18 protein-coding genes and 3 pseudogenes are annotated in these 25615 nt (G+C 57.6%); 12 read left to right on the forward strand and 9 right to left on the reverse strand.

All coding sequences use genetic code 11. The features are described 5' to 3' along the window. The first annotated feature begins 82 nt into the window (after positions 1-82). The 5 genes from C7411_RS22160 to C7411_RS22180 all read left to right on the forward strand — a co-directional run bounded on the left by C7411_RS22160 (position 83) and on the right by C7411_RS22180 (position 8282). Positions 83-991: a helix-turn-helix transcriptional regulator gene (locus tag C7411_RS22160; protein WP_110386202.1), complete on the forward strand. Its 909-nt coding sequence runs from the start codon at positions 83-85 to the stop codon at positions 989-991. Positions 992-1286: 295 nt separating this feature from the next. Beyond that, positions 1287-2768 (forward strand): DUF3375 domain-containing protein, encoded by a 1482-nt coding sequence (locus C7411_RS22165; RefSeq protein ID WP_110386203.1) that lies wholly within the window; start codon positions 1287-1289, stop codon positions 2766-2768. Next, positions 2755-3618, forward strand: coding sequence for a DUF4194 domain-containing protein (locus C7411_RS22170; protein WP_110386204.1), 864 nt, complete (start codon positions 2755-2757; stop codon positions 3616-3618). Before C7411_RS22165 ends, C7411_RS22170 begins: the two co-directional genes overlap by 14 nt. Positions 3619-3624: 6 nt before the next feature. Next, the gene (locus C7411_RS22175) at positions 3625-7074 is read left to right on the forward strand and encodes an ATP-binding protein (RefSeq protein WP_110386205.1); all 3450 of its coding nucleotides are present in this window, start codon (positions 3625-3627) and stop codon (positions 7072-7074) included. Next, the gene (locus C7411_RS22180; protein WP_110386206.1) at positions 7074-8282 is read left to right on the forward strand and encodes a Wadjet anti-phage system protein JetD domain-containing protein; all 1209 of its coding nucleotides are present in this window, start codon (positions 7074-7076) and stop codon (positions 8280-8282) included. The genes C7411_RS22175 and C7411_RS22180 overlap by 1 nt, the downstream gene beginning before the upstream one ends. A gap of 326 nt (positions 8283-8608) precedes the next feature. On the opposite strand, the gene C7411_RS22185 is transcribed toward C7411_RS22180, so the two are convergent. Next, positions 8609-9763 (reverse strand): hypothetical protein, encoded by a 1155-nt coding sequence (locus C7411_RS22185; RefSeq protein WP_110386207.1) that lies wholly within the window; start codon positions 9761-9763, stop codon positions 8609-8611. 477 nt (positions 9764-10240) lie between these two features. Beyond that, positions 10241-10459 carry a DUF2188 domain-containing protein gene (locus C7411_RS22190; RefSeq protein ID WP_110386208.1) on the reverse strand — a complete coding sequence of 73 codons (219 nt, stop codon included), beginning with the start codon at positions 10457-10459 and terminating at the stop codon, positions 10241-10243. Positions 10460-10865: 406 nt separating this feature from the next. Between C7411_RS22190 and C7411_RS22195 the strand changes: the two genes are divergently transcribed. Further along, entirely contained in the window at positions 10866-13889 is a 3024-nt protein-coding gene (locus tag C7411_RS22195; RefSeq protein ID WP_133253688.1) for an NACHT domain-containing protein, read from the forward strand. 718 nt (positions 13890-14607) lie between these two features. Next, the gene (locus C7411_RS22200; RefSeq protein ID WP_110386210.1) at positions 14608-15726 is read left to right on the forward strand and encodes a tyrosine-type recombinase/integrase; all 1119 of its coding nucleotides are present in this window, start codon (positions 14608-14610) and stop codon (positions 15724-15726) included. 376 nt (positions 15727-16102) lie between these two features. On the opposite strand, the gene C7411_RS22205 is transcribed toward C7411_RS22200, so the two are convergent. Beyond that, positions 16103-16315 carry a hypothetical protein gene (locus tag C7411_RS22205; protein WP_181431362.1) on the reverse strand — a complete coding sequence of 71 codons (213 nt, stop codon included), beginning with the start codon at positions 16313-16315 and terminating at the stop codon, positions 16103-16105. Positions 16316-16651: 336 nt separating this feature from the next. Next, positions 16652-17650: an alcohol dehydrogenase catalytic domain-containing protein gene (locus C7411_RS22210; protein ID WP_110386211.1), complete on the reverse strand. Its 999-nt coding sequence runs from the start codon at positions 17648-17650 to the stop codon at positions 16652-16654. Between the two features lie 131 nt (positions 17651-17781). Here C7411_RS22210 and C7411_RS22215 point away from each other — a divergent pair, with 131 nt between their 5' ends. The 3 genes and pseudogenes from C7411_RS22215 to C7411_RS38330 all read left to right on the forward strand — a co-directional run bounded on the left by C7411_RS22215 (position 17782) and on the right by C7411_RS38330 (position 19516). After that, a complete protein-coding gene (locus C7411_RS22215) occupies positions 17782-18684 on the forward strand; it encodes a LysR family transcriptional regulator (RefSeq protein WP_110386212.1) in 903 nt (300 codons plus the stop codon). A 211-nt stretch (positions 18685-18895) separates the two neighbouring features. Continuing rightward, positions 18896-19051 (forward strand): annotated as a pseudogene (locus tag C7411_RS38325) (transposase); the annotation flags it as partial. A 15-nt stretch (positions 19052-19066) separates the two neighbouring features. Further along, positions 19067-19516, forward strand: coding sequence for a group II intron maturase-specific domain-containing protein (locus C7411_RS38330; protein ID WP_373682628.1), 450 nt, complete (start codon positions 19067-19069; stop codon positions 19514-19516). A gap of 184 nt (positions 19517-19700) precedes the next feature. Here C7411_RS38330 and C7411_RS38335 read toward each other — a convergent pair whose 3' ends face one another. Further along, positions 19701-20276 carry a hypothetical protein gene (locus tag C7411_RS38335; RefSeq protein WP_220025059.1) on the reverse strand — a complete coding sequence of 192 codons (576 nt, stop codon included), beginning with the start codon at positions 20274-20276 and terminating at the stop codon, positions 19701-19703. Continuing rightward, a complete protein-coding gene (locus C7411_RS22235) occupies positions 20248-20820 on the reverse strand; it encodes an MFS transporter (protein ID WP_243413285.1) in 573 nt (190 codons plus the stop codon). The genes C7411_RS38335 and C7411_RS22235 overlap by 29 nt, the downstream gene beginning before the upstream one ends. 49 nt (positions 20821-20869) lie before the next feature. Between C7411_RS22235 and C7411_RS22240 the strand changes: the two are divergent. Then, positions 20870-21910, forward strand: a pseudogene (locus tag C7411_RS22240) (M20 aminoacylase family protein); the annotation flags it as partial. 439 nt (positions 21911-22349) lie between these two features. Here C7411_RS22240 and map read toward each other — a convergent pair. Continuing rightward, positions 22350-23123: a type I methionyl aminopeptidase gene (gene map, locus C7411_RS22245; protein ID WP_110386216.1), complete on the reverse strand. Its 774-nt coding sequence runs from the start codon at positions 23121-23123 to the stop codon at positions 22350-22352. Continuing rightward, the gene (locus tag C7411_RS22250; protein WP_110386217.1) at positions 23120-23332 is read right to left on the reverse strand and encodes a ParD-like family protein; all 213 of its coding nucleotides are present in this window, start codon (positions 23330-23332) and stop codon (positions 23120-23122) included. The genes map and C7411_RS22250 overlap by 4 nt, the downstream gene beginning before the upstream one ends. A gap of 284 nt (positions 23333-23616) precedes the next feature. Between C7411_RS22250 and C7411_RS38340 the strand changes: the two are divergent. Then, positions 23617-23766 (forward strand): annotated as a pseudogene (locus tag C7411_RS38340) (integrase core domain-containing protein); the annotation flags it as partial. A 121-nt stretch (positions 23767-23887) separates the two neighbouring features. Here the strand turns inward: C7411_RS38340 and poxB are convergent. Further along, the gene (poxB, locus tag C7411_RS22260) at positions 23888-25606 is read right to left on the reverse strand and encodes a ubiquinone-dependent pyruvate dehydrogenase (protein WP_110386219.1); all 1719 of its coding nucleotides are present in this window, start codon (positions 25604-25606) and stop codon (positions 23888-23890) included. Positions 25607-25615: the final 9 nt, after the last annotated feature.

A 25615-nucleotide genomic window follows, 5' to 3' on the forward strand; every position in this document is an offset into this window, starting at 1 on the left:
CTACAATGAATGTGTGCGTAGCCTTATTATACGAATAATTTTTAGATGCGTATAATTTCTACATTTGTGGCACACTCGGGACATGAACAGGAAACTGGAAACGAACGCCGTGCCTGGCAGTGGCGAGCCAAAAACAGGGTCACGTTGGGGGCAAGAGCGTAGGCTTGAGTTCATCGACTTTCGGCTGCAATGGGAAGGGCGTCTGAATCGCGGCGATCTCACCGACTTTTTTGGCATATCCATCCCTCAGGCATCACTGGATATTTCGAGGTATCAGTCGATATGTCCCCAAAATATGGAGTACGATCGCAGCACAAAGATGTATGTGGCGATGCCGGACTTCAAGCCGGTCTTTCCGGTGAGCCATCCATCGCGTTATCTGAATGAGCTGCTGGCGACTGCCACAGGGGTGCTGCCAAGGGATGCGACTTTTGTCGGATGGTGGCCGTCCGTAGCGGTCGTGCCAGTACCAACCCGGATTCTTGATGTCAATGTGCTGACCGCACTGCTCAGAGCAATTCGGGAACGCCAGGGTCTGCGAATTCAATATCAGTCGATGTCGCGCCCCGACGCTATCAGTAGAGTCATCACACCCCATGCGATTGCCTTTGACGGCTTCCGTTGGCACGTGAGGGCGTATTGCCATATCCGGGAGTTATTCCTCGACTTTGTGATCGCTCGCATTTTGCGCGTCGAAGCTACGGAGCAGCCTGGTCGTGGGCAGGAAGAGGACCACGAATGGAATACGATCGTCACGTTAGAAATTATTGCTAACCTCGAGCTTGGCGAGCAGCGTCGGCGTGTTGTCGAGCTGGACTATGGTATGGAAGATGGTCAAATCGATCTGCGTTGCAGGCAATCGCTCCTTTTCTATACTCTTAGGCAGCTTGGATTGGATGACAGCGACGGCAGGTGCCCGGAAGTGCAGCAGATAACCCTCAAGAATCGCGCCGCGGTCGAAGGATTCCGGAAGCCACGAGCAAGCGAATAAGCGTAGATCCACCACCTTCCCCGGCAGCAGTTCGATGTGATCTGTACAGTCAGAGGGCTGATAGGAGTTTGGGCAGTTCGCTTTGGAGGCGCAGTGAACTGATGCGGGTGGGGGCGCGTCGTTTCGGCGTACATGGCGTGACAGATCCGCGGCAGCCATTATTGCCGTTGAGGGAGCAACGAATAAATGACGGGGAAGTTCACCTATAGATAAAGGGGTCACTCTGGGTGGCCCGGAGAGATAGCCGCAGATCCGAGGACCGACTCGCGCAGGCTGAGCTTAAGACGAGCGTGACATGAAAACCGCACTGGCGCTGCATGAACTGAAGGCAATACGAGAGAAACCGATGTGGATGCTGCTCGGCTCCCATCAGGCGCCTTTGACCATGGCGCTATTGCAATCGCTGTTTTCCGAAAGCTCGACGCAGCTGGGTTCGGCAAGTCTAATGGAGAAGCTCTCGATCGAGCTGGACGGACTGCGTGCGCGCGGGGAGGATATCGAGAAGACGCCGCAGATTCTGGTTGCCGAGTGGGTACAGGCCAAATGGCTGGCTCGCAGTTTTCCGGAAGGGGCTAGCGAGGAGCGATACGAGCTCTCGGCAGACGTCGTGCCAGCGCTGCAACTGGTCAGGGCACAGCTTGAGCCGAGGCAGGCGGCTACTGAAAGTGGCCTCGCGGTCGTTATCGATTCTGTGCTCCGCCTGGCTTCCGACACCGACCCGGATCCGGCGTCTCGCCTGACGGCTCTCCATGAGGAGTCCAGACGTATTGCCGAGGAAATCCGGCATGTCATGAAGCATGGTGTGTCGCCTCTGGATCCCGTTCGTGCCAGCGAACGCGGGCGTCATATCGTTGCGATGACTGAGGCGATTGCAGTCGATTTCAGGCGGGTGCGTGAAGCATTTGAACGCCTCAATCGCGACTTGCGCCGTCAACTGGTGGAGCATGATGGATCGCGTGGGGAGGTATTGGAGAAAGTCTTCCTCGGGAGCGACGTGATTGCGGAAAGTGACGAAGGTAAATCTTTTCTCGCGTTTTGGCGTTTGCTGACCGACCCTTCGCAATTTGAAGGGCTAAAGGCGGCGCTGGAAGCGCTGGAGTCGCGACCATTCATCCGCTCACTGGGCCTCGATGAACGCCGGCGGCTTTTCCGCGTGACGGAGACGTTGCTGGTCGAAGGTGGGATGGTTCAGGACGTCATGGCGACGCTGAGCCGTAGTCTGAAAACCTTTGTGCAAAGTCGGGAGTTCCAGGAGCAGCGCAAGATTCAGCGTCTGATCCGCAGCGCAATTGCGGAGTCACTGGCACTGAAGGACCAACTGACCAATGGGCGGACTCTCGATTTCACCCTGACGTTATCGACCAGCAGCTTGCGTTCGGTGGCGCAACTGGTACTCGCCGACCCACAGGAGCGCCCCGGAGAAACTTCGGTTGGTGAGGCCGAGGCGCCGGAAATCGACCTCGAGGTCATGCGTGAGATGATCGACAACGCGGATATCGACATTCCGCTACTCAAGCAGAACGTCCGGTTCGCGCTAGCCGAACGCAGTCAGGTGAGCGTTGGAGAATTGACCCGTATGTTTGAGATCACACAGGGACTTGCTTCGATAGTCGGCTATATGTCGCTCGGTCAGAGATACGGTATCGTGCTCCAGAACAGCGAGCGCGAATTCCATCCATGGGAAAGGGTGTCGTGGGCCGGACAAGATGACGTCGTGCGCCACGCGCGGATTGCACAGATACTGTTTACGAGGGACTGCCTGAATGACCTCGATTAGCAAACGCCATAGCCGTCAACCCGCCTTCCGGCGAATGGGCGGCGGGACCGAATTTCGGACAGGTATCGCGGACGTGATAGACGACGCGCCCGAAGTGAGTGACCTCGACGGGCGCGAGGAGTTGTTTGATGAAAGGGACGACGAGCCCCATCGTCCAGTCGACGGCGGCCAGGAGAGGGCGCTCTTCGAAGGCGACTCGTCGACGTTACCGTATGACGTGCGCCGGGCGTACGCGCTGCTGCTTCGTGGTCCCTCAATCGACGAACGTCACAGCAGACTCTGGCCAGTCCTGATCGACCACGAGCTGCGATTGCGACAGTTGCTGCATGCGGCCTTCCTCGATCTCGTCATCGACCGGGAGCAAAAAATCGCATTTGCACGCCCGGTCTATGCGCCGGAACTCGACGTGCCGCAGCTTCTACGGGAAGTCCGGCTTACCTTCGTCGATTCCGCTCTGGTGCTTTTCCTGAGGATGGAGCTGACGCTGGCTGAAGCCGAAGGCCGCCGCGCAACGATTTCCCGGTCCGAAATGGTCGATCATCTGAAAGCATACGAAGCTAGCGATAATGTTGACAGGGCCCGCTTTAGCAGGCAGGTCGAGGCAGCGATTGAAAAGGCCAAAAAGTACAACTTCCTGCGCCTGATTCGCAATAGCGGAGACCGCTTCGAGGTGTCGCCGGCGCTCAAGCTGGTGTTCTCGCACGAGCAGATAAGCGAACTGTCGCTGACCTATCGGCGTATCAGGGAACAGGCAGACGGGAGACCAGCAGTAGACGATGGCGCGGGGAGCATGCCGAGCGTCGATGAGCCGGATGAATTTGACGAAGACAGTGTGACGGACGGGGAGTGAGCGAACGTGGAGACAGCCCAGTTATTCGAGGATCCGGAACTGTCGCCGGTGGCGACGGACGGGGCAGCGCGTAGGGAAGGGGAGCCTCGCCCGACATGGAGCGATCGTAATCTCGAAGAAGCGGGGCAACAGCAGTTCAGGCTGCGGCAAATGCAGGTCATGAACTGGGGAACGTTCAGCAAGCTCCACGTATTCGATATTTCGCCGCGCGGACACTTGCTTGTTGGGCCGTCCGGATCGGGCAAGTCGACTATTCTCGATGCGCATTCGGCGCTGATGGCGCCGCCGAATTCGGAATTCAATGCTGCAGCCCGTGGTAACGATAAAGTCACCCGCGATCGGACGATGGTCACTTATGTGCGTGGGGCCTGGGCTACGCAGGAATCCGAAGAAGGGATCATCGCGGCGCAGTACCTGCGGCCCGATACCACCCTTAGCGCGGTCGCCGAAGTGTATGCAAATGCGCAGGGACAGATGCTGACGCTGGTCGGCATGTGGTGGATCAAGGGTAAGTCGACACTCGCAAAGGACGTGCGACACTGTTTCTTCGTGATTGAACGGGCATTCAGTCTCAAGGAGCTGTCCTTCTTCATGCAGGCCGACTACAACCTGCGCTCGTTTGCCAAGCATCTTCCTGAAGTCAAACCTTTCGATACGCACGCGTCCTTCCGTGAGCGCTTCAAGGCGCGCCTCGGTATCGACCACGACCTGGCGTTGCGACTGCTTCACAGGACGCAGTCGTCGAAGAATCTGGGCGATATCAATGCGTTCATGCGTGACAATATGCTGGACGAGCCCCAGACGTTCGGCCTCGCCAAAGCACTCTGCGACGACTTCAACACGCTGGCAGCGGCCCACCAGGACGTCGTGGAGGCTCGTGAGCAGCGGGATCTGCTGAACCTCGCACGTTCGCATCATGAGCGGTATCGGGCGCACCACGCGGAGGTCGCCAGAGTCGACGAACTGCTGACGCAACTTGACCATCACCGCGAATACCTGCAATACACGTTGCGTGGCAGGCGCGTGGACGAGTTGAAGATCGTACTCGAAGGGCTGCGTCAGAGCGTCGATGCATTGGCCCGGAAGGCGAACGACGACCAGACCGAACTCCAGCGATTGATGACGCAGCGTGCCGGCATGAACGACGGAAACGTCGCGGGACTACAGTCCCAGCTGGTCACGAAGGAAACGCAACTGAAGCAGGTCCGCCGAGCGCGTGCACGGGTGTCAGTCTGGCTCCAGACGCTCGGGTGGCCTGAGCCGCAAGATGCGGGTCATTTTGGCGAATGTGTCGGCCGCGCTGGAGTGCTGCGGGATCGTGGTCCTGGCGAAGAAGCCGAGGTGAAGGCCGAGGAACTTCGCCAGAAGAGATTTGAGGCGGAACGGCAGCTTAAGGAACTGCTTGCTGATGCGGCATCGCTTGAACAGAGAAAATCGAACTTGCCACGTGAACTGGTCAATGTCCGCGACCAGATTGCACTCGCCCTGAATCTGGATCCCGCCTCACTTCCGTTCGGCGGTGAACTGCTCGACATGCCCGAGAAATTCAGGCAGTGGCAAGGTGCTCTGGAGCGTTTGCTGGCTCCTCTTACCCGCTCGTTTCTTGTGCCGGAGGAATACTATCCGGGAGTTGTGAACTGGCTCGAGTCGAATCATACGGGACAGCATGTGCTTTACCTGCGTATGCGCCCGCATCAGAAGCGTTTCGATAATGGTCCGAAGGCTCCCGGCAGGATGCTGGATTCGTCGGCGGATGAATACGGCGGTTGGCTGCGCAACGAGATAGCTTCACATTACGGCGAGTTCGTGTGCGCAGAAACGGCTGAAGAGTTTCGTAATTCACCACGGGCCATCAGCCTGCACGGCCAGATCAAGCGGGGCGGTGCACGGCACGAAAAAAATGACCGTACCCGCCTTGATGAACGCCGGCACTGGGTTATCGGTTTCTCCAACGAGCAGAAAAAACTTGAGCTTCTCGATGAAATCCACGCACAGCAGAAGGTTGAAAGAGAAGCCAGTCGGGCGCTAGCCGAACTCCAGGCGACGCAGAACAAGGAACGGGAGAAGCTGAACGCAGCGGCGGAATTGACGCAGGTGGTCTGGGAGGACATCGACGACGTCTCCGTGGCCGACGAGGTGCAGCATTTGCTGAACCAGATAGAGGAGGCGCAACGTTCACACCCTGAGATCCAGGAACTCGATGGCCAAATCCAGGCGCAGGGGGTAAAGGCGTCCCAGGCGGGTAGCGCGCATGAAACCGAAAAGAAAAAATTCGCTGATACTGAACAGCAGATCAACGGGTTGATCCGGGATCGGGAAAATACGCGCGACGATGTGCGTATGCCGCCTGTAGACGGGGATGAGATCCAGTTATTGTTTGGCCATCTGGACGGCCTGACGCTGGAGAACCTGGAGCAGCGGCGGCTGTCTGCGCGCAGTGAACTGAAGGACAGAAGGAACGACGCCGACAAGGCTCAAGCAAATGACCGGAGCCTGCTTGAGGAAGTTCTCCGTACGTTTCAGCGTGAACACAAGATGGCAGCAGCGGATATGGGAGCGACGCTGGACGATTGGTCAGACTATGCCCAGCTGTTAGCCAAAATCGAGGAGGACGATCTGCCCCGCTTCGAGGAGCGGTTTTTCAGGCTGCTCAACGAGCAGAGCGATCGCCATCTGGCCAGACTGCGGCAGCGTCTCATTACCGAGAAGGATGAGATACGGGGGCGCATGAATATTGTCAACGACGCCCTGTCACAGTCGGAGTTCAACGCCGGTACCTATCTGGTTCTGGAGAACCGGCCTCGAACGCTGCCGGATGTGACCGCGTTCCTGGCGGAGCTCAAGAGCTGCCTCGAGCGCAATATCAGGCCGGAGGCGACCCGCGAAGAGCGCGAGGAGCAGTTTAAGGCGCTCAATACAATCGTCCAGCGGTTGCATAGCGACAAGCCCGAGGACGAACGCTGGAAAGCACTCGTGCTCGATGTACGGCAGCACGTTGAATTTGTGGCGAAAGAATTTGATGCTGATGGCCGTGTGCGCGACATTTTTCAGTCCGGCGCCGGTAAGTCAGGCGGACAGCGACAAAAGCTGGCTGCGACGTGCCTCGCGGCAGCATTGCGCTATCAGCTCGCGGGAACGCAGAGACCGCTGCCGCAGTTTTGCACGGTGTTGATGGACGAGGCGTTCGACAAAGCCGATAGCGAGTTCACGGCAATGACGCTGAACATCTTCAATACATTCGGATTCCAGATGCTGATGGCTACGCCGATGAAGGCAGTAAGAACCCTCGAGCCATTCATCGGTGGTGCGCATGTCTTTAGCAACAAGTTGCGCAACAGTTCTGGAGCGGTGGCGATCGAGTACGACATGGCGCATCGGCGGCTGGTCGGCCTTGGCCACCAGCGATCCGAAGAGAGAGGTAACGCTGGCGGTGAAATACCGCAGAGCGAGGACTAATGCCATTGGGTGAACTCGGCGGCGCATTGCTGCCCGACGATCTCGCGGTTGCATGCCGGCGTCAACTGGAGCGTCATCAGGCTGATTGGCTGGCGCAGCCATCGGAGGGCTCGTGGCCGTTATCGGTTGCTCTGCGCAGCCCATCGGACAGGCAAGCGGCCAACGCACCCGGGGCCATGCGGGCCTGGCTTGGTGCATGGAATGATTTCGACAGGATTTCCAGGGATAAAGGGCGAAGGGCCGCTGCCGTGTGGCGATCGGTGAACTGGCGGACCATGGGCAACGTCACGATACCGGAAAGGGTGTTGTTCGAAGATGCGCAGGCGGTGGCGGATTGCGCAGGACTGCGCCGGTATTGGGACACCCTTCATATGCGGTGGCAGAGGATGGGCGAGCGGTATCCGGTTTTGGCCGGCCAGCGCGATTGCACGAATGCTGTCATAAGAACCGCCGACTGGTCTGACGATGATTTCCGGCGACTGATGGAATTGCTGGCCTGGTGCAGGCAGAACCCGGCGAGTGGACTCTACCTGCGCCAATTGCCACTGATAGACATAGACACGAAATGGGTCGAGGGACGGCGTGGTGTCGTGGAACCCCTGGTTCGGATCCTTATGGGGAAGGACGGTGATATTCGTGAGGTCATGGGGCTGAGGCGTTCGCCCGATACGGTGCGGATGAGACTGCTCGATCCCGGGCTTCGCGAGCAACTGCTGGGCATGGAGGATCTTCAGATTCCCATAGGCCAGTGGAACCATGTGTTTCGGTATCCACCAAAGCGACTACTGATTGTCGAGAACCTTGAGAGCGGGCTGGCACTTCCGGATATCGAAGGGGTGGCGGTCGTGATGGCGCTCGGGAACAATGTGACCACTCTACGGGGAATAGAATGGGCGCTCGCTGCGGATGTCCTCTACTGGGGGGACATTGATACGTGGGGATTGCATATTCTGTCCCGGGCCCGTGGCATCTTCCCACATCTGAGATCGGTTCTGATGACGGAGGGGGTCATCGAGTCGCATCGACATCTCCTGACCGAGGAGCCGACTCAGGACAAGCGGCCTGCCGTGAATCTCACGAAGGACGAGGCGCAACTACTGTCCGATCTTCAAGCCGGACGATGGGGCGAACGCCGTCGTCTGGAACAGGAGCGAATACACTGGCCAAACGTAATTGAGGAAGTTTGCCGTCAGTGGACTGATTCTTGACGAAGGCGCCTGCTGCACGTACGCATGCCGAAGTGGTGAACCTGCGCCTATCGAAAAGGGCAAAGCGTATAGCATATTCGTTTGCAGCGTTGTCGCTGATGTTCTTCCTAGTAGCAGTTCTTGTTACTTCGAATGCTGTACAGAGATAGACGAACTCTCGCCGCAACGCCGGTGTAGCCCATGGCCACAACCAAAGGCATCACAACCAGTAAGGTGGTGGGCAAGAGGGCTAGTTGGGCACGAAGATCGCCGCCGCTGCGATTGCAGATGTGGTGGTATGAGCGGCAATCGGCAGGGCGGGCGACCGTGGCACTGCTCATTAAACGTCAGGAGTTCTGGTCAGATTCGGAAGGTTCGTCGACGTCATCCCAGTGAAACGAAACGGTTGGATCTAACCAGTCCGCTGCCCGCCGAATCCATCCAGCATCAACGACGCGGTCGGACGAAGTCAATTTTTTGGCCTCGAACACATCAGCAAGATTTCTCAAGCGGTTTGCACGCTCATACTTGCCGGACCATTCTTCAACCAACTTGAGGCGCTCGAGTTCCACCCGGCGTATCTCTGCCTGCCGACGTTCTTCTGCAGCTTTGGCTTCCGCGACGATGCGGCGTTCTTCGTTTATTTCTGACTGTACCCGCCGCTGGATTGCCAGTTCCCTGAGGCGAACGATGAACGCTGCAATCTTCGTTTCGACTGCAGCCGACGGCGAATTGCTGATTTTCGCCCACTCATAGCCGCTATTGGAGGGCGTCGCGGAAATGTCGAAGCTGCCGGTCGTATGGTATTCGTACCGTTGGCTGTTCCATTGAAATCCCAGTCGCTCATTTTCCTCGCGTTGCTGGCGTGTCAGCACGATGGCTTCTCGTCGGCTCCGCTCACGGACCTTGAACGACAATCGGCAGTCCACGATTGTGACGGATGCCGGCTCGGTGGCATTTGTTCCGCTCGAGATCGAGTAACCGCTGCCAAGTAGAGACTCCAGCAGCAGATTGAGGAGTAACGTTGCACGCAGGCAGTTCTCGGGCGATGCCGTCACCGACATCAATCCGGGGCCCTCGCACATCTGCCAGCCGCGCATATCACGACGTTTCCCGTTGAGTTTCGTCGCAATTTTTTTGACCAGCGGTAGACAGTCATCGATGGATGTTCGGATCGGGAGTTTCGGCACCGACGGCGGCAAGTCTTTTTGAAGGCTGTCCTGAAGACGTGTGTCGAATGCCTCGTCACGCGACGGTGTATATCTGGAGCGACGATAGGTGGTCGCTCCTGTTGTGGGCGGTAACGGTGTTCTTTGCAGCGTGTGCCCGGCGGCAAGCTTTGCCCAGTGCCCCCGCCCCGGCAGCGGAATACCAAGCTTCGCGCATATCTTTTTCAGACCGACATCGGAGATCCCGTAGTGCTTCGCGATTGTGGTGAGGGGCTCGGTCCACACCCGTTCATAAAGCTTCTCACGTCGGAATTCGGTGTACTCCCATCCCATATGTCGTCTCGTTCAAGGCGTTGTATCTGGCATACGTCCTTTCCGGATACCCTAACTTCCTCCGTTGAGTCGCTCGGTAGCCCGGGAGGCTTCTCAGTTTCGACGCATGGTCTTCCTGCGGCGATATACCTGAAGTTGGTGTCTGATACTGGTTTGCGGCCGTCGTAGCCAAGGACGATTTGCTAAGCCCGCGGTCGCCATAGATAAAGATGTGCCGCCTGGGGGGCGAAGAGCACTTTCTCCACCCGATTGAGTTCCGCAGACGACCAAGCAGATGCTCAACACTCTGTATGGGTTGCGAGGCGAAAACAACCTCGTTCAGGCGTGCTCCGGACCGGTGTTTACAAGCCCAGCGATTGCCATAGTTTTGATTATCTGCTGGCTACTGCTGGCTTTGAAGCAGGAAAGCTCCGCGGCTACCTACCACCTGGGACGCCACAGGGCGGCGAGCGAAGAATCTGGCTCGATGGTCGCGCGTTATTCCTTTCGCCACTTGTCCGGGTGTCCGCCGTTAGTGTTACGAACCCGTTCGATATGGATCGCTGCGTCCGGGTTCAACTGCTTTGCACGCTCAATTGCCTGCCCTTGGGTTGGTGCGACAGCGCTAGCTCTGTCGGAGTCCGGTTTCCGGACAGCGTAGTCCCCCTGGGGACGGCGTTCGACGTACAGGTTGTTGCTATCTTTTTTGTTGCTCATGACTGAACTCGCGAAAAAGTCTGCACACAGGAAGCGCAACCCCACTTACCACCAAGAAATACTGCATATAGGAGAAAATGGCAAGGGTAACACTATATATGGTTATTTTTTCAATAATTGGGGTTATAACAGTGGTCGTCGGGTTCAGCGGCAAGACTGTCCTGCGCTCGAAGAGCAGAGGCATCGAATCACCGGATTCGGGGTGGTTGCCGGCGACCGTGCTGATGGTCTCTCCGTGCCACGTCGATCGATAATGAATTCACAAACCTCGCGTACCCAGTCCTGCTGCCTCGGGACCATATCAATTCCGGTGCGCTTCCGTCCGACAGAGGTGTGGCAGAGTAAAAGATTTCTGGATAGCGGCCGTTAAACTTGCAGGTGTACATTTGCTCATTGGCTAACCAAAATGAATAGTCCAGATGGTGGAGCGGCGCAACCCGAATCAATAGTCCCGTTGAATTTCGATGCTCAATCAATACTCGGGGTAGTCGAAAAGCTGTGGACTTCGATTGTTGGCCATCATCCGCTCACCTTGACAAATATCGTCCTGATTGTCTGGCTGATCATTGGGCTAATTCGGATAATCGGCTCAGCGCTTGGATGGATAAACACGGCTTTGGCGCAGTGGACCATGTTCGCGGATAACTGGGGCTTGAGCGCGGGTGAGCAAGGGCCCGCGCGGCGCGAACGACAACATATCTGCGACGTACTCAAGCATCGCATCGACAGTCTGAATCATGCTGAATCATGGAGCAGCATACCCTTTACCGACCTGGAGGCCGAAATTGAGGTCGAGGGGCAGCAATACAGTTCCGCGCTCGCCAAGCTGCTGGATAGACCGACTGATGGTCGGCGTAAAGTCAATCGCCTTGTAAATGCAATCCAGAACAGCAAGGCTAGCCGGATTTTGCTTGTTGGGGAACCGGGAAGTGGTAAGAGCATTGCGCTGCGAACGCTGGCGATGGATCTCGGCCTGCTGGCAAGAAAGGCCCGTGGCTCGCATGTCATCCCGCTCTACGTCAATCTCCGCGGACTGGAAAAAATTCCGGATGTGACTCCGACGGCACAGGCAATCGAAGCGTTTGTGCGGTCCAATGCAGTTGTAGACAGTGTTGCTGCCAAATTTGTGCAGAAGCATTGGGATGAGTATCTCCGAGACGGGAAGTGGTGTTTCCTGCTCGACTCCTTTGACGAAATTCCCGCTGTTTTGCATGAGGGCAACGGGTCAAAGGTTGTTCGGCAGTATGCCGAGGCGATCCAGGCATTTGCAGACGTCACTGGGCGTTGTCGCGTCATGGTGGCATCACGTGAATACAAGGCTCCGCCATTGGAAAAATGGACGCGCTTTCACGTCCTTCCGCTTTCAACCGAGCGTCAGGAGAGAATGATCGTCCAGTCGCTGGCGAATCGGGAGAGTCGTCGCGCGGTGAGAAGTTATATTGCGAAACGGGGCGGCGATGCTTTCAGAAATCCGATGTTCCTTGCCCTGTTGTGCGCCGACATCACAGCGGAAGGGCAACTTCCACGCAATGATCTTGACTTGCTTAATCGACATCTTGAGAACCTGACATCGGATGGGAGTGAACTGCCGGGCGTGGATGTTTCGTCCGGGGAAGCCCTCGACATGGCCCGGCACGTTGCGCGTGTACTTGCGGTCAACAGGGAGCTCGGACTTGCTCCGTCGGTTCAGCAGTTAAGTCATCACCTCCGCCAAACCTTCATCGACGAAGACCGGATCCGCCAATTGCTCGATGCGCTGGTATTTATGAAGGTTTTGCGAACTGACACGTGGCTAAGCAGCAAAGAGACTTCCCATTTCGCTTTCGTACACAGGCGTTACCAAGAGGCACTTGTTGTTCAGCAAGTTGCGACCCAGGCGTTGCCTGTTGCAAGCGAGACAATGCTCTGCGACGGACGCTGGAGGGAATATGCGGTTACGCTCTTTCAGACACAGCCGGCCTGCATCATTCAGCCTTATCTGGATGACGCGATTAAGCGACTCCCAGTGCTTGCTGCTGAAGTCACAACCGTCGCTAGTAGTTTCGGTGGAGAAAAGTTCGAGTACTTTGCTCTGGAAGATTCGACATACGCGCACGTGCTGAAACTGCTTCAAGACGGATTGCGCAACCGACATGACATACGTCCCGATGCGCTGTCGTTGGTCGTCGAGGAAACGCTAGACCGGTTTTGGTCGAGCGGGGATCTCGTGAACCAGCATACAGCACTGACACTCTACGGTCTTGCCAGCGCAGCACAAATAGAACGTAAGACATCCGAAGTGATACAGGAGCCCTCGGAACTTGAGCACCGGATAGCCTTTGAGAATCTGAGCTATCTCGGGAACCTTTCTTCCGACCTTGCTGCGTGGGTCAGACTCTCACTTGCCAACCAGATACTGGATGCGAGGAAACTCGCAGATCTTTGGCGCATCGAGGCAGTTGTTGCTCGTCTCCCATCGTCCATAGGCGCTGAGAATATTTGGAAACGGTGCAGGCGGCTACGACGCCCGATAGTCTTGGCGTACTTGGTTGTTAAACCTTTGGTACCAATCGCTGGGCTGTTTGTGAAGTCTCCCGGCTTGATCGGTCAACCGGCGCCGGCCATGCGGCGAGCGGCGCACCCGAACGGAAAATCTATCAACCGAAGCATATTTTCTTTTGTGATGCTGCTGTTGTGGGCGGGTTTGGCTTTGGCCTCGCTGACAGTCGTCCTCAGCTATTTTGCGAAAGTCAGGGTTGGCCTATTTCTATGGGCGTCGCTTGCCTTGGCGTGGACGTATGCGATTCGCACCAGCATCTGCTACATGCTGCGGAACACGCCAACGAGATTGGCGCCCGAAACGATATTGGGCGCGGCTAGGCATTGGCACAAGACCCGACGACCGCGGTACGGTGCAATGCTTCGATCGGCCACAAAGATAGCGCTCGTGATCGCGGGACTTATTGGGATAATCGGATCGGGGCTATATGGGCTGAGTCGATGGACAGGAATACCACTGCCGGTGATATTCATGGCCCTATACGGCATAAGTGTTTTGAGCGTTCTTGTTGCTATTCCCGTTGGTATGCTGAAGAAGCGAGCTAGTTTCAATACCCTTCGTCGTCGCCGCGCCGAACTAAAGCAAATCGGCCGCTGTGAGAGCGATGTGCTGGTGGAAGCTCGCGGTCCGCTAGAAGTTCGTTGGTGGTTGTCGTCTGCACGTGAGGAACTGCTGTCCAAGGAGGTGGTTCGCCGCTCGTTTATTTCGTGGATCGTCCGCCAACCCGTTGATACGGGCTGGCGGAGCGGCGCAAAGCAGGAAAATCTGAGGCGGCTAGCGTGGGATGAGATCGAAGAAGTCGTGTCGACGGCATATCTGAAATGGCAAATCGTAGATGACCTTGCGGCTGCCGAACCAGACGGTCCTAAAGAAGCAATTATTGTGGACTAGGCTGCAATACTGGCCCAGCAACACGAAATTCGTACCCAGAAAGTTAGAAAGGGGAGCGTGTTGCGAACCTCGCCCGGTTGAATTTCGGCGACAAAATTCCGCGAGGCGGAACTGGGTTGCCGGGTATACGCCGTCACGCACTGATCTGCGCTCGTACTTACACCAAGCACAGATTGCGGACGCGAACGTGCAATGTATCGCCGTCGTCCAGTGGGGATGCCAGCTGACATCGTGGCTTCAACCTGATCGGCCGTTGCGCCACATCGTTCGAGGGCAGAGAGGCCTTCATCGGTGAGGTTTGATGGGGTCGAGAAATTTGCTTGTGACGCGGGGTTCGACTCCCAGTCCGGACCCGATTCGGCACCCACGATCCACTCTCCAGAGAGTGGATCGCCTCGACGCCGGGAAAATTGCCTGCTACTCAGGCAGTTTTTCGTTTGGTCGATTTATGCTTTATTCGCGTCCGATTGGCCAATTTATGTTTTCCTGAGGCAGCTCCTTGCGGCATAACTGCCTGCGTAGCGGACATCTTATGCTTTACTCCGAGGACGGATTATGATCAACGGCACATGTTCCGTCCTGATCTCCGAAACCCTTGCTGGACCGGCCTCTCGGCCTATGTCCCATTCCTTGCAATATCGCCGCAGTCCGTTGACTTCCTGCGTTTCATGGGGGTAAGTTTGGGGGTAACTCTACGCTGAAAACAGGAGTTACCCCCATGCCTCTTTCTGATACCGCAATCCGTAATGCCAAGACAGGGGTTCGCCCCACGAAACTATCCGATGGCGGAGGGCTCTTCCTGCTCCTGAATCCGAACGGGTCGCGGTGGTGGCGATTGAAGTATCGCTTCGGCGGTAAGGAGAAGCTGATTTCGCTTGGGACCTATCCGGACGTCTCCCTGAAAGAAGCCCGTGACCGGCGCGATGAGGCGCGAAAGAAACTCACAGCGGGCTATGACCCAGGCGAAGCCAGGAAGGCGCAGAAGAGGGCGGAAAGCGATCAGGCGGCGAACAGCTTTGAGGTTGTGGCGCGCGAGTCCGCGGTTGAACTGCTGGCCGCTTTGAGAAGAATCGAGAAACGCGGCGCTGTCGATACGGCACATCGATCTTTGCAGAAGTGCGGACAGATTTTCCGGTATGCAGTTGTGACCGGACGGGCAGATCGCAACCCTACGACGGACCTTCGCGAGGCACTCAAGCCGGCTCCCAAGCAGCACTATGCATCGATCAAGGACCCCAAGGAGGTCGGTGCGCTTGTGCGCGCGATCCGCGACTATCAAGGAGCTTTCGAAACGAAATGCGCGCTTCTCATCGGCATGCTGACGTTTGTTCGCCCCGGCGAGCTTCGCAAGGCTGAATGGACCGAATTCGACCTTGATCAGGGTGAGTGGCGTATTCCAGCTGCACGTATGAAAATGAAGGAGCAGCACCTTGTGCCGCTCTCGAAGCAGGCCGTTACCGTCCTTCAAAAGCTTCATGCTGTCAATGGCCATGGACGCTACCTTTTTCCCAGCGTCCGGACCAGCGAAAGGCCGATGAGCGAGAACACGGTGAATGCCGCTCTGCGCCGTCTCGGATATACCCGTGGGGAAATGACGGGCCACGGATTTCGCAGCACTGCTTCCACGCTGCTCAACGAACTAGGTTGGCCGGGTGACGCAATCGAGCGACAGCTATCACACGGTGAGCGCGACGAGGTGAGGGGTGCCTACAATTTCGCGGAGTATTTGCCGGTCCGGAAAAAGATGATGCAAGCCTGGGCCGATTACCTCGACACACTGGAACAAGGCGCACGTGTCATTCGTTCGGGATTTCGGCGAGCAGGGTTGCGAGCGTGATATGGGGTGCAGGCGGTAGGTGGTTCAAATCCTCTCGCACCGACCAAAGAAATCAAAGGGTTATGGATGAAAGTCCGTAACCCTTTGTTGTTTTTGGATTTTTTACCCACTTTTTACCCCGCCGCCTTGACCTCCATTTTCCATTGAGGATGCGGTCGGCGGGCATGGTAGCGGCGGCGCTACCGACTACTGGCGAGTCGACCTCATTGCGCCGCGTTAGTCGCGATCCAGGAATCATCTCTCACTGCTCAGCGCGATGCGCAGCAGCGCACAAGTTGAATTCGCAACCTGTGGCCGGTTCAGACCTCCCATCTCCCTGTATTGCTCGACTGTGGAGTGGGAGTGAACGTATTTTTTGTAGATCCTGGCCACGTCTCTAGATGCCAAGAAACTGCGACATCGTCCGCACGGCGTGTGAGGTCGAGCTCAGCAGATCCGATGCCGTCATCAGATCGTCGCTCATCGCTTCGTTTCCTTTCTCGAAAAACCGGCCTGGACCCGTCGGCACGATCGCGCCGATGGCAAGTCCCGAAGGTGCCGTCAACCGCGCGCCGACCGCGCTGATACCCATGGCCGACGTCGCGAGCAAGCACCTCGACTCACAGACGGGTGCCATTTGGCTGCCGCCATAGAGATTGATTCCCGAGAATGGGATGGGACTACGTTGGAACCTGCTAAGCGTTGCTGGACTTGGTTTTCCAAGAGGCTAGTCTCGTTTAGCCTTACGCCTTGACTAGACCGATTACGGCACACTTTCCGATGCCGCGGCTTTTGGCTGTTTCTTGTGTTTGATCCCGAACTAGGAGGCGTTATGGCCAAGATCAAGCTCACCAAAAAACAGAAACAAATTGAAGCACCCGCCAGAGACCTCATAGCCGAGGTCGACCCGGCGAGCGTGCTCTACCACCCTCGCCCAGGTAACCGTCTACGGCACCAGAATCGCCTTGCCCCCGTCGGCAGCCTCGAATGCCATGGCCTCTTCGATCTGATCGAAACAGAACACCCTGCCCGCACGTGTCCTGAATACAGGATCGGCAATCACGCTTTCGAGGGCGCTCAGCGCGGCCGTCAACTTTTCAGGTTCGCGCACCGTCCGGCTCTCGAAATTACTGAAGCGCTGCATCGATAGGTCCTTCATCAGAAAAAGCGGTGCCGACACGGTGAGGGCGCCCGGTCCGCCCATCGTGCCGTAGATATAGATTGCCGAACGTATCGGCAGGTGAGCGGCGATCTGGCTGGTCAATCCGCCGCCCACGCCATCGAAGACCGCTGTGGCACCGAGTTCGGTGGACAGTTTGCTGAGCGTGTCGGCAAAATCCTCTTCGGTGGTCACGAGGACGTACTGGGCTCTCTGACGCAGCAGGTCGGCCTGAGTGGCCTGGTTTCGCACCAGAAGAATGACCGGCATACCTCTTTGACGCGCGAGCGCGGCGAGCGCTAACCCGGTTGCCGAGTTTCCCGCCGTGGCGATCACGCCCCGATGCCCGGCCTCGGCTATCGTTTCGAGGAACGCATAAGCTGTTATCACGTTCACGAGCGAGCCGCTATAGTCCAACGCGCCGACGTCGTCGGGAAGGATGAGGCAGCTCGTGTAAGGTACCTGCGCTGTTTCGCACCAGAGCCCGATATTGTCCGGGCTGCGGTTCAGCGAGCGATAAACGGCGACTCGCTTGCCCGTGTAACGCGCCGGGACGCCCGCACCGGCCGCCACGACCCTCCCGGCAGCGGAGACGCCCCACACGTCGTGCTGGCTGGCGGCAAGCGCGTTGCCAGCCGCGGCCGGCATGCGCAGGAAGATCTTGTCGCCGTGGTTGATGGCCGACGCCTCGATGTCGATCAATACGTGGTCAGGCGCAGGCTGGTTCGGCGCCGGAATGTCGCGCAGAGCGAGCGCGCGTTCGGGGGTGACACAAATGGCTTTCATGCTGGGATCTCCGGAGTGAATGGGGATGTCGGAAATGCATTCCCCGTAACTTAAGCAATTCCGTCGGTTGCCGAAACGCATCCTCCGGGCATACCATCCATTCCATTCAAGAATGAATGGAAGCGTCGTCTATGGACCGCCTGAATGCGATTCGTCTGTTTGTCCGCTTGGTCGAATGCGGGAGTTTTTCCGCCGTGGGGCGGGAGGAAGGCATCGGGCAACCGGCCGTCAGCAAGCAGATCGCTGTACTGGAACGGCATCTAGGCGCCCAGTTGGTCCTGCGGACCTCGCGCCAGGTGGTCATCACCGAAGCAGGCCAGACATTCTACGAATCCGCCAAGACATGGGTGGATGATTTCGATGCGCTGGAGTCGTCTGTCGGAGCACGGCAGCAATCGCCGCGAGGACTGGTCAGACTGACGACGGCGCCCGCTTACGGCCGTCTGTGTGTGACGCCGCTGCTACCAGAGTTCTTTCGCCGGTATCCCGATGTGACGCTCGAACTATCAGTATCGGAGCATCACGTCGATCTGGTCGGGGAAGGCCTGGATTTGGCGATTCGCCACGGGCACTTGGCAGATTCCTCGCTGACCGCGCGAAAATTGTCGGACACGGAGATGGTCATGGTTGCCAGCCCGGCCTACATTGCCGCCCGGGGCAAGCCAACCCGGCTGGCCGAACTCGATGAACATACGGGCATTGTCTTCGCCCGAGACCATGAGCGTAGACCTTGGCGTTTCAAGACCGGCCGGGAAACTGTCTCTTATATTCCTCGCGGCCCATTTCTGACAGGCGATGCGGAACATGTCCGCGCCGCGGTGCTGCACGGAATCGGTATCGCCCAAGCGCCACGCTGGCTATTTGGAAAGGAAATCGATACGGGACAGGTCGAGGTCCTGCTAAGAGGACAACAGCCTGAAACACTGGCGATTCATCTTGTTTACCCCGCAGGCCGGCGCATTGCGACGCGCGTCAAGGTAGTGGTCGATTTTCTGATGTCGGTACTTGGAGATGAAAACCGGTGTCGTCAATAATCCAGTAGTAGCCGTTCTCTTCGGCGTGTGTGCGTCTAACGCGAGCATCACCCATTCTCGTATAGAACCGCACGCCGCAGAACGTCGCGGCACAGGGGCTTCGTCCGGAATGGCATGTTCCCGGCCGGCGACGATACCGAGGCGCGGCACCGGCGATTGCTGGCGGCGGATTCAGCGCATTACTTAGCCGCGACTGCCCGCCGGGCACAGGTTTCCAAAGAAGGGAAGTCATTCGGTCGGGGTAGCACGTCGGTACTGTGGGCAGCTCGGAAAGCAGGACAACTGTCTTGTCGTGCTTATCTATGCCCATCCGCGCCATGCATGTTTGCTCGGGGCCGTAACCCGACGCCTTCGGGAAGAATTTGCCAAACTGCAGGTCGAAATCAATGAAGAGAAGAGCCGCACCGTGAATCTGGCATGTGGAGAGAGCTTCGGCTTTCTGGGTTTCGACTTTCGTCGCATCCGAAGCATCCGGAACAAAGTGTGGCGACCGCAGTACACGCCCAAGCTGAAGAAGCGAACGGCGTTACTGCGAAAGCTCAAGGATGTGTTCAGGCGATATAAGTCGCAGTCGGTGGGCTGTGTTGTCGCATTGATCAACCCGATGCTACGTGGCTGGGTGAACTATTTCGCTATTGGGCATTCCAGTGAATGCTTCAGCTTCGTGAGAGACTGGGTGGAGAAGAAGATCAGGCGTCACATGCAGCGATCCCGGAAGCAACAGGGCTTCGGCTGGGAGACGTGGAGTAAGCGGCGGTTGTATGGCGAACTGAAGCTATTCAATGGCTATAAGGTTCGCTACAAAACGCAGATGAAAGCGTCCCCAGCATGATAGGTCCCATAAGCGTTGACATGAAGCAGGCAGGAGAGCGCGTAGTGCCGGAAAACGGCCCGCTGCGTTCGATGAGGCGGGGGCTCGAAACGTGGCCACGGCAGCCGGACTGAGGCCCACTGCGAAAGCAGTGGAACTGCCACCGAAGCCTAACGTGCGCGCGCCAGTTCTCCATCCTACAATACTAAGTCACGCACATCGACGATGGCGGTCGGCGCTGCTTCGATCCCCAAGGTAAACGATGGCTGATCGAGGCGTGCGAGAAACCCGGAGCATCGGTGGTTGACCTGGCGCTCAAGGCTGGCATGAACGCCGCCCAGCTGCGCAAGTGGATCATGCAGGAGCGCAGGCGGCCCATGTACATCGACTCCGGGAAGTCGACTCGCACGGGCTCGGCGGAATTCGTACCCATAGTGGAGGTCGCCGAACCGGATGCTCTCACGGTAAGCGCAAATCGGCCTTGGTCGCCTGCTGTGGCGCGCCAGTGCTCAGGCCGCGTGAAGTCGTACGGAGCGCGCCGCGCGTACCGGTACTGTCGCGCCTGGTGGCGCACTTGCCCAACGGGGTGAGTCTCGAACTTGAGTGCAGCGGACAGGATCCCGCGTTGCTCACGGGCGAACACCGTCTCACCCACTTCGTACGCGCACAAGTACTCGAACACGATGACCTTGCCGATTTTCTCGCTGCCGTCGATTTTATCCTTCGCGACATTGGCTAATGTGTAGGGAGGTTCATATCCCCACGTCCTTCGTGACGTCAAAGCGCGCCGCCATTGCGCGGAATGGAATCACCTGCAGATTTCTCAGTGCTATCCACGCCAGCGCGAGCGTCGCCGCGCATGCCGCGAAGAACACACCGAAAGCATGCGTTACGGTGCTCGAAGCCGAGGCCGTGGTTACCAGCCGCGTTGTCACTCCACCATGCCCGCTACCAGGCAAATCGGCATGCGAACCGAGCAGATGCAGCACTATTGCGCTAAATATCGCGACCCCGATCGTCCCGCCCACCGCACGGAAAAACGTGTGCACGGCGGTGGCGATGCCGATATCGCTCGCTGGCACGGAGTTTTGCGACGACACCATCATCGGCGGCAGACTCGCACCGATCCCTACACCCTGAAAGAACGTGAGTGCGATGATCGCCGCCACGGGCAACTCCGCAATTCCGTATGCAATAATCGCCAGCACTAGGACAGCGACCGCCAGGCCAGCCAACGGCGGCAGTTTGTATTTACCGCTGTAGCGCATGTATTGTCCCGAAAGATAGGAGCCGAGCACGACGCCAAAGAGCGGTGCCGTCAACATGCCACCCGCTTCGCCGACGCTCTGTCCACGCCCCATCTGAAGATAGAGCTGGGGTTACAGGCTGACCCGCGGCATTGGCGGAACGGGCATGGTGGCTACACTCAAGGCCGGGAACAGTCCACGTGCCGTCGCGTTGCGCGCCGACATGGATGCGCTGCCGATCGTCGAGGAAACCGGTCTGCCCTACGCTAGTGCCGAACCCGGAAAGATGCATGCATGCGGACACGACGGCCACACGGCCATACTGCTCGGTGCCGCGCGCCATCTTGCTCGCACTCGTCGTTTCGACGGAACGGTGCATCTGGTTTTCCAGCCGGCGGAGGAGATTCTCTTGGACAGCGGAGCAAAGCGGATGATCGAGGACGGCCTATTCGAGCGTTTTCCCTGCGAAGCGATCTTTGGACTACATAACCAGCCGGGTTATCCGGCCGGTAACTTCATGTTTTGTGGCGGCGCGTTCATGGCGGCGTGCGACACGGTGGACGTCGTGATCGATGGTTATGGTGGGCACGCTGCGCGTCCGCATCTCGCGGTCGATCCTACCGTGATTGGCTCGCAACTGGTGATGGCGCTGCAGACCGTAGTGTCGCGCAGCGTAGACCCGATGCAGGCTGCCGTGGTGACGGTCGGTTCGTTCAACGCGGGAGCGGTGGCCAATGTGATTCCAGGTAGTGCACATCTGCAGGTCAGCGTTCGCTCTTTCGATACGCAAACCCGCAAGCTGATAGAGGCACGCATACGGACGCTTGCAAAGGCTCATGCAGATGCCCACAGCGCGCGCGTTGAAATCGACTACGTCCCGGGTTATCCAGTGCTTGTCAATAGCAGGAAGGAAACCGACCTGGCGCTCGCGGTTGCACGCGAACTGGTCGGTGAACACCGTGTGATCAGCGACTTCGCCCCGTTTGCCGGCAGCGAAGACTTCGCCTACTACCTTCAGGAAAAGCCAGGCTGCTTTCTGCGATTGGGTAACGGCGAACACTCGTGCACTCTGCACAACGCATCTTACGATTTCAACGACGACAATCTCACCGTGGGCGCAGCCTACTGGACGCGGCTCGTCGAGCAGTTTCTTCCGTTACAGCAATAGGATTCGTCACTCCGGCTGAAGCGCTCGCTTAACGGGTTTGCGCTTCGGCCGCGATCCGGCGTCGCCCGAATACCCAAATTTCACTGAATTTCTATCGACGGTCTCCACAAAAGAACGTCGGGACAGAGCTTGCATGTTTTCGTGCGGCTCACTCGGTACTTCCCGTGCGTGTCCCAAAATGCAAACCGATTGTCACTTGAAGTGAACTAACGGCTATTTTGATCTTTTAACTTAGCTTCCAATCCGCGCACCGCACTTATGCCAATGGCCTGCACGGCGACCGCGGATCAGGCGAATCATGAACCGGACGAAAACATGCGCGTCAACCAGCTTCCGTCGAGGCGACAACCATTTAACTCAAACGTATCAAAAATATACACGCCGGCGGTAATCAATGGGATCAGTAAAGCGGGGCGGGGGAATTTACGTCCTTCGGGGACTATCGCGAGTGCAACATCTTTTCCTCGGGACGCAACGTCAAGACTCGCACACCGTTTCGGGTCACGGCGACGGTGTGCTCGAATTGCGCGGACAGTTGCCCATCGCGCGTCACGACCGTCCAACCGTCTTCTTCGGTCTGAACGGTACGACGGCCTTGATTAATCATCGGCTCGATGGTAAACACCATGCCTTCCTCCAGCGTCAGACCCGTTTGAGGCCGTCCCCAGTGCAGCACTTGAGGCTCCTCGTGCATCTCGCGCCCGATACCATGTCCGCAATATTCCCTCACGACCGAATAGCCGTTCTGCCGGGCATGGCGCTCGATGGCATGCCCCACATCGCCCAGTCGGGCGCCGGGACGCACGGCCCTGATGCCCTTCCACATCGCTTCGTAAGTCACTTGCACGAGCCGCTTGGCGAGCGGATGCACTTCGCCGACCAGATAGGTTTTGCTGGAATCGGCGATGAAGCCATTTTTCTCTAGTGTGATGTCGAAATTAACGATGTCGCCGCTTTGCAGTATGTCCGTCGTGGACGGAAAGCCGTGGCAAACCACGTTGTTGCGGGAAGCATTGAGCGCGTAGGCATACCCGTATTGCCCCTTGCTTGCCGGGCGTGCGCCAAGTTCATTGACGATGAAGCTATCAACCAGATCGTTGACCTGCATGGTGGACATGCCGATCAAATTCATCCGATCCAGATAACCGAACACATCCGCCAACAATTTGCCCGACTCGGCCAGCAAGGCAATTTCTTCGGGTCGCTTGGTCATGCCGAAGCCACCTTGATAGAGTGTGCCGCAACGCCCGCTGCCCGTAGTTCCCGTGCAACGATCTCATTGAAATTCTGTGTCGGGTTCATTTCGCACAACATGCCGACCTTCATCCAGAAGGCCGCTTGCGCGTTGATTGACCGGCACGACACGGCACTCGCTTTGCGCAGTTGGTCGTGCAGGTCCTCGTCGATGTTCACGATGCCCATGTCACTCTGTATATATGAAACGTATACGAATCATATATTCATATCCAATGACCGTGCAAGTGATCGTTGCGGATTCGGCAGAGCGATTTTCCGACTCGCGTCAAATCCAGATTTGCGCGTCACCGGCCAGAAAACGGCCGGTCGCGCTGTCGTGCGTCGCATTGAACCTCGCTGCGCGAGTTTCGCCTCCTGCGCGCTTCGCTTGCGTGCGATCGGCACACAGGACGGCCGTTGCCTGTCCAGCCATCTTCCCTGACTTCATCCCCTTGTTCGCGACTGTAGCCTGGCGCAGCGCGAAGTACGAAGACGTGTATCTGAAGGCATATGAATCGGTCAGTCAGGCACGCCAGTCAATCGCAGCTTACAGGATGTGGTACCACCGGCAACGGCCCCATTCCAGTCTGGCAGATAGGACGCCCTATGAGGTTTACTTCGCGTTGCTGCCTGCGATAGAAACGGCAGCGAAACGACCAGCGCTTTCCACTTTAAACAGCGGAACCACTGTCCGAACGAACGAGGCCACCTCTGATCATCTTCCCGATGTCCGCATTCCGATTATCGGAGATTGGTGTTCGCCAACTCGATCACTTCATCGCCGCGACCGTTCAGTACCGCACGAAGCATATACAGACTGAAGCCCTTCGCTTGTGCCCATTGGATTTTAGGCGGCAACGCAAGTTCATGCTTCGACGTGACAACGTCGACGACCGCAGGCCCTGGTCGGGCAAACGCACGACGCAATTGGTCCGGCAGATCCTCCGATTGCTCGACCCGTATGCCGTAGATGCCGGCGCCCTGTGCTATAGCCGCATAGTTGGTCGGATGCAGGTCTGTCCCGGTGTCGAGGTAACCGCCGGCTTTCATTTCCATTGCCACAAACCCGAGTGTGCTGTTGTTGTAGACCACCACCTTGACGGGCAGATCCAGTTGTCGGGCTGTCAGCAGATCGCCCATCAGCATCGAGAGTCCACCATCTCCCGAGAGGGAAATGACCTGTCTGTCTGGCGCTGCTGCCTGCGCACCGAGCGCTTGTGGCATTGCGTTTGCCATGGATCCATGGTTGAACGACCCAAACAAACGGCGCTTGCCGTTCATGCTCAGATAACGCGCGGCCCAAAGTGTGGGGGTGCCCACATCCGCTGTGAAGATTGCGTCCTCGTCGGCGATTTCATCGATGAGCCGCGTCAGATATTGAGGATGAATCGGGCGGTCGGTTGCGGACGGCCGGGCAAGTTCATCGAGTCCCTTGCGCGAGGACGCGTAGTGTGCCAGCGTGTTTTCGAGGAAGCGACGATCGCTTTTCCGCGAGAGCAAAGGCGCCAGAGCTCCAAGCGTACTCTTCACATCGCCGACAAGGCCGAGTGCTAGCGGAGCTCTGCGCCCCAACGCATCAGCTTTCCGGTCAATCTGCACAATGTTGCCGTGTGACGGATAGAAGTTGCGGTAAGGGAAGTCGGTGCCGAGCATCACCAGCGTTTCGCAGGACTTCATCGCATGGTATCCCGAGCTAAAACCGATAAGGCCGGTCATTCCGACGCTGTTCGGATTGTCGTACTCAACGAACTGCTTGCCGCGTAGTGCATGTACCACGGGCGCGCCGAGTATCTCGGAAAGAGCGATCACTTCATCGTGCGCCCCTTCGCATCCACTGCCGCAGAGGAGCGTGATTGCTTCGGACCGGTTGAGGATTTCAGCGAGATATTCAATATCAGCGGCCGCCGGCGTCAGCGTCGGTGGGGCCGTGGCGATCCATTTCGGCGTATCAGGCGGCGCATCTGCAAGTGCGACGTCACCCGGCAATACGATGACCGCTACGCCTTTTTGCTCGATCGCCGTGCGCATCGCGCGTTCAAGGATTCGCGGAAAGTGCGACCGGTTTGTGACCAGCTCGACATAATAGCTGCATTCCTTGAAGAGTTCCTGGGGATGCGTCTCCTGGAAATATCCGAGGCCGATCTCTGTTGACGGAATGTGTGCTGCGATCGCAAGCACGGGGACATGATTTCGCTGGCAGTCGAACAACCCGTTAATCAGGTGGAGGTTGCCAGGTCCGCAACTGCCCGCGCACACGGCAAGTGTACCGGTCTGTGCTGCCTCAGCGCCGGCGGCAAAGGCTGCCACTTCCTCGTGGCGGGTATGCATCCAGTCGATCGTACCCATTTTGTTCAAGGCATCCGACAGACCATTCAGACTGTCGCCTGTGACACCCCAAATGCGCTTCACTCCGGCCGCCTCAAGTGTCCTGGCGAGATATCCTGCGATGGTGTTCGCCATGGTCGTTCT

Source organism: Paraburkholderia silvatlantica (assembly GCF_003096715.1).
Lineage (GTDB): Bacteria > Pseudomonadota > Gammaproteobacteria > Burkholderiales > Burkholderiaceae > Paraburkholderia > Paraburkholderia silvatlantica.

What these genes read in the sequence shown, in the direction of transcription:
- map (WP_110386216.1), bottom strand. Translation starts at nt 23,123, where the DNA reads ATGACCAAGCGACCCGAAGAAATTGCCTTGCTGGCCGAGTCGGGCAAA.
- C7411_RS22235 (WP_243413285.1), bottom strand. Translation starts at nt 20,820, where the DNA reads ATGTTGACGGCACCGCTCTTTGGCGTCGTGCTCGGCTCCTATCTTTCG.
- C7411_RS22250 (WP_110386217.1), bottom strand. Translation starts at nt 23,332, where the DNA reads ATGGGCATCGTGAACATCGACGAGGACCTGCACGACCAACTGCGCAAA.
- C7411_RS22160 (WP_110386202.1), top strand. Translation starts at nt 83, where the DNA reads ATGAACAGGAAACTGGAAACGAACGCCGTGCCTGGCAGTGGCGAGCCA.
- poxB (WP_110386219.1), bottom strand. Translation starts at nt 25,606, where the DNA reads ATGGCGAACACCATCGCAGGATATCTCGCCAGGACACTTGAGGCGGCC.
- C7411_RS22170 (WP_110386204.1), top strand. Translation starts at nt 2,755, where the DNA reads ATGACCTCGATTAGCAAACGCCATAGCCGTCAACCCGCCTTCCGGCGA.
- C7411_RS22195 (WP_133253688.1), top strand. Translation starts at nt 10,866, where the DNA reads ATGAATAGTCCAGATGGTGGAGCGGCGCAACCCGAATCAATAGTCCCG.
- C7411_RS22200 (WP_110386210.1), top strand. Translation starts at nt 14,608, where the DNA reads ATGCCTCTTTCTGATACCGCAATCCGTAATGCCAAGACAGGGGTTCGC.
- C7411_RS22180 (WP_110386206.1), top strand. Translation starts at nt 7,074, where the DNA reads ATGCCATTGGGTGAACTCGGCGGCGCATTGCTGCCCGACGATCTCGCG.
- C7411_RS22210 (WP_110386211.1), bottom strand. Translation starts at nt 17,650, where the DNA reads ATGAAAGCCATTTGTGTCACCCCCGAACGCGCGCTCGCTCTGCGCGAC.
- C7411_RS22165 (WP_110386203.1), top strand. Translation starts at nt 1,287, where the DNA reads ATGAAAACCGCACTGGCGCTGCATGAACTGAAGGCAATACGAGAGAAA.
- C7411_RS22190 (WP_110386208.1), bottom strand. Translation starts at nt 10,459, where the DNA reads ATGAGCAACAAAAAAGATAGCAACAACCTGTACGTCGAACGCCGTCCC.
- C7411_RS22215 (WP_110386212.1), top strand. Translation starts at nt 17,782, where the DNA reads ATGGACCGCCTGAATGCGATTCGTCTGTTTGTCCGCTTGGTCGAATGC.
- C7411_RS22185 (WP_110386207.1), bottom strand. Translation starts at nt 9,763, where the DNA reads ATGGGATGGGAGTACACCGAATTCCGACGTGAGAAGCTTTATGAACGG.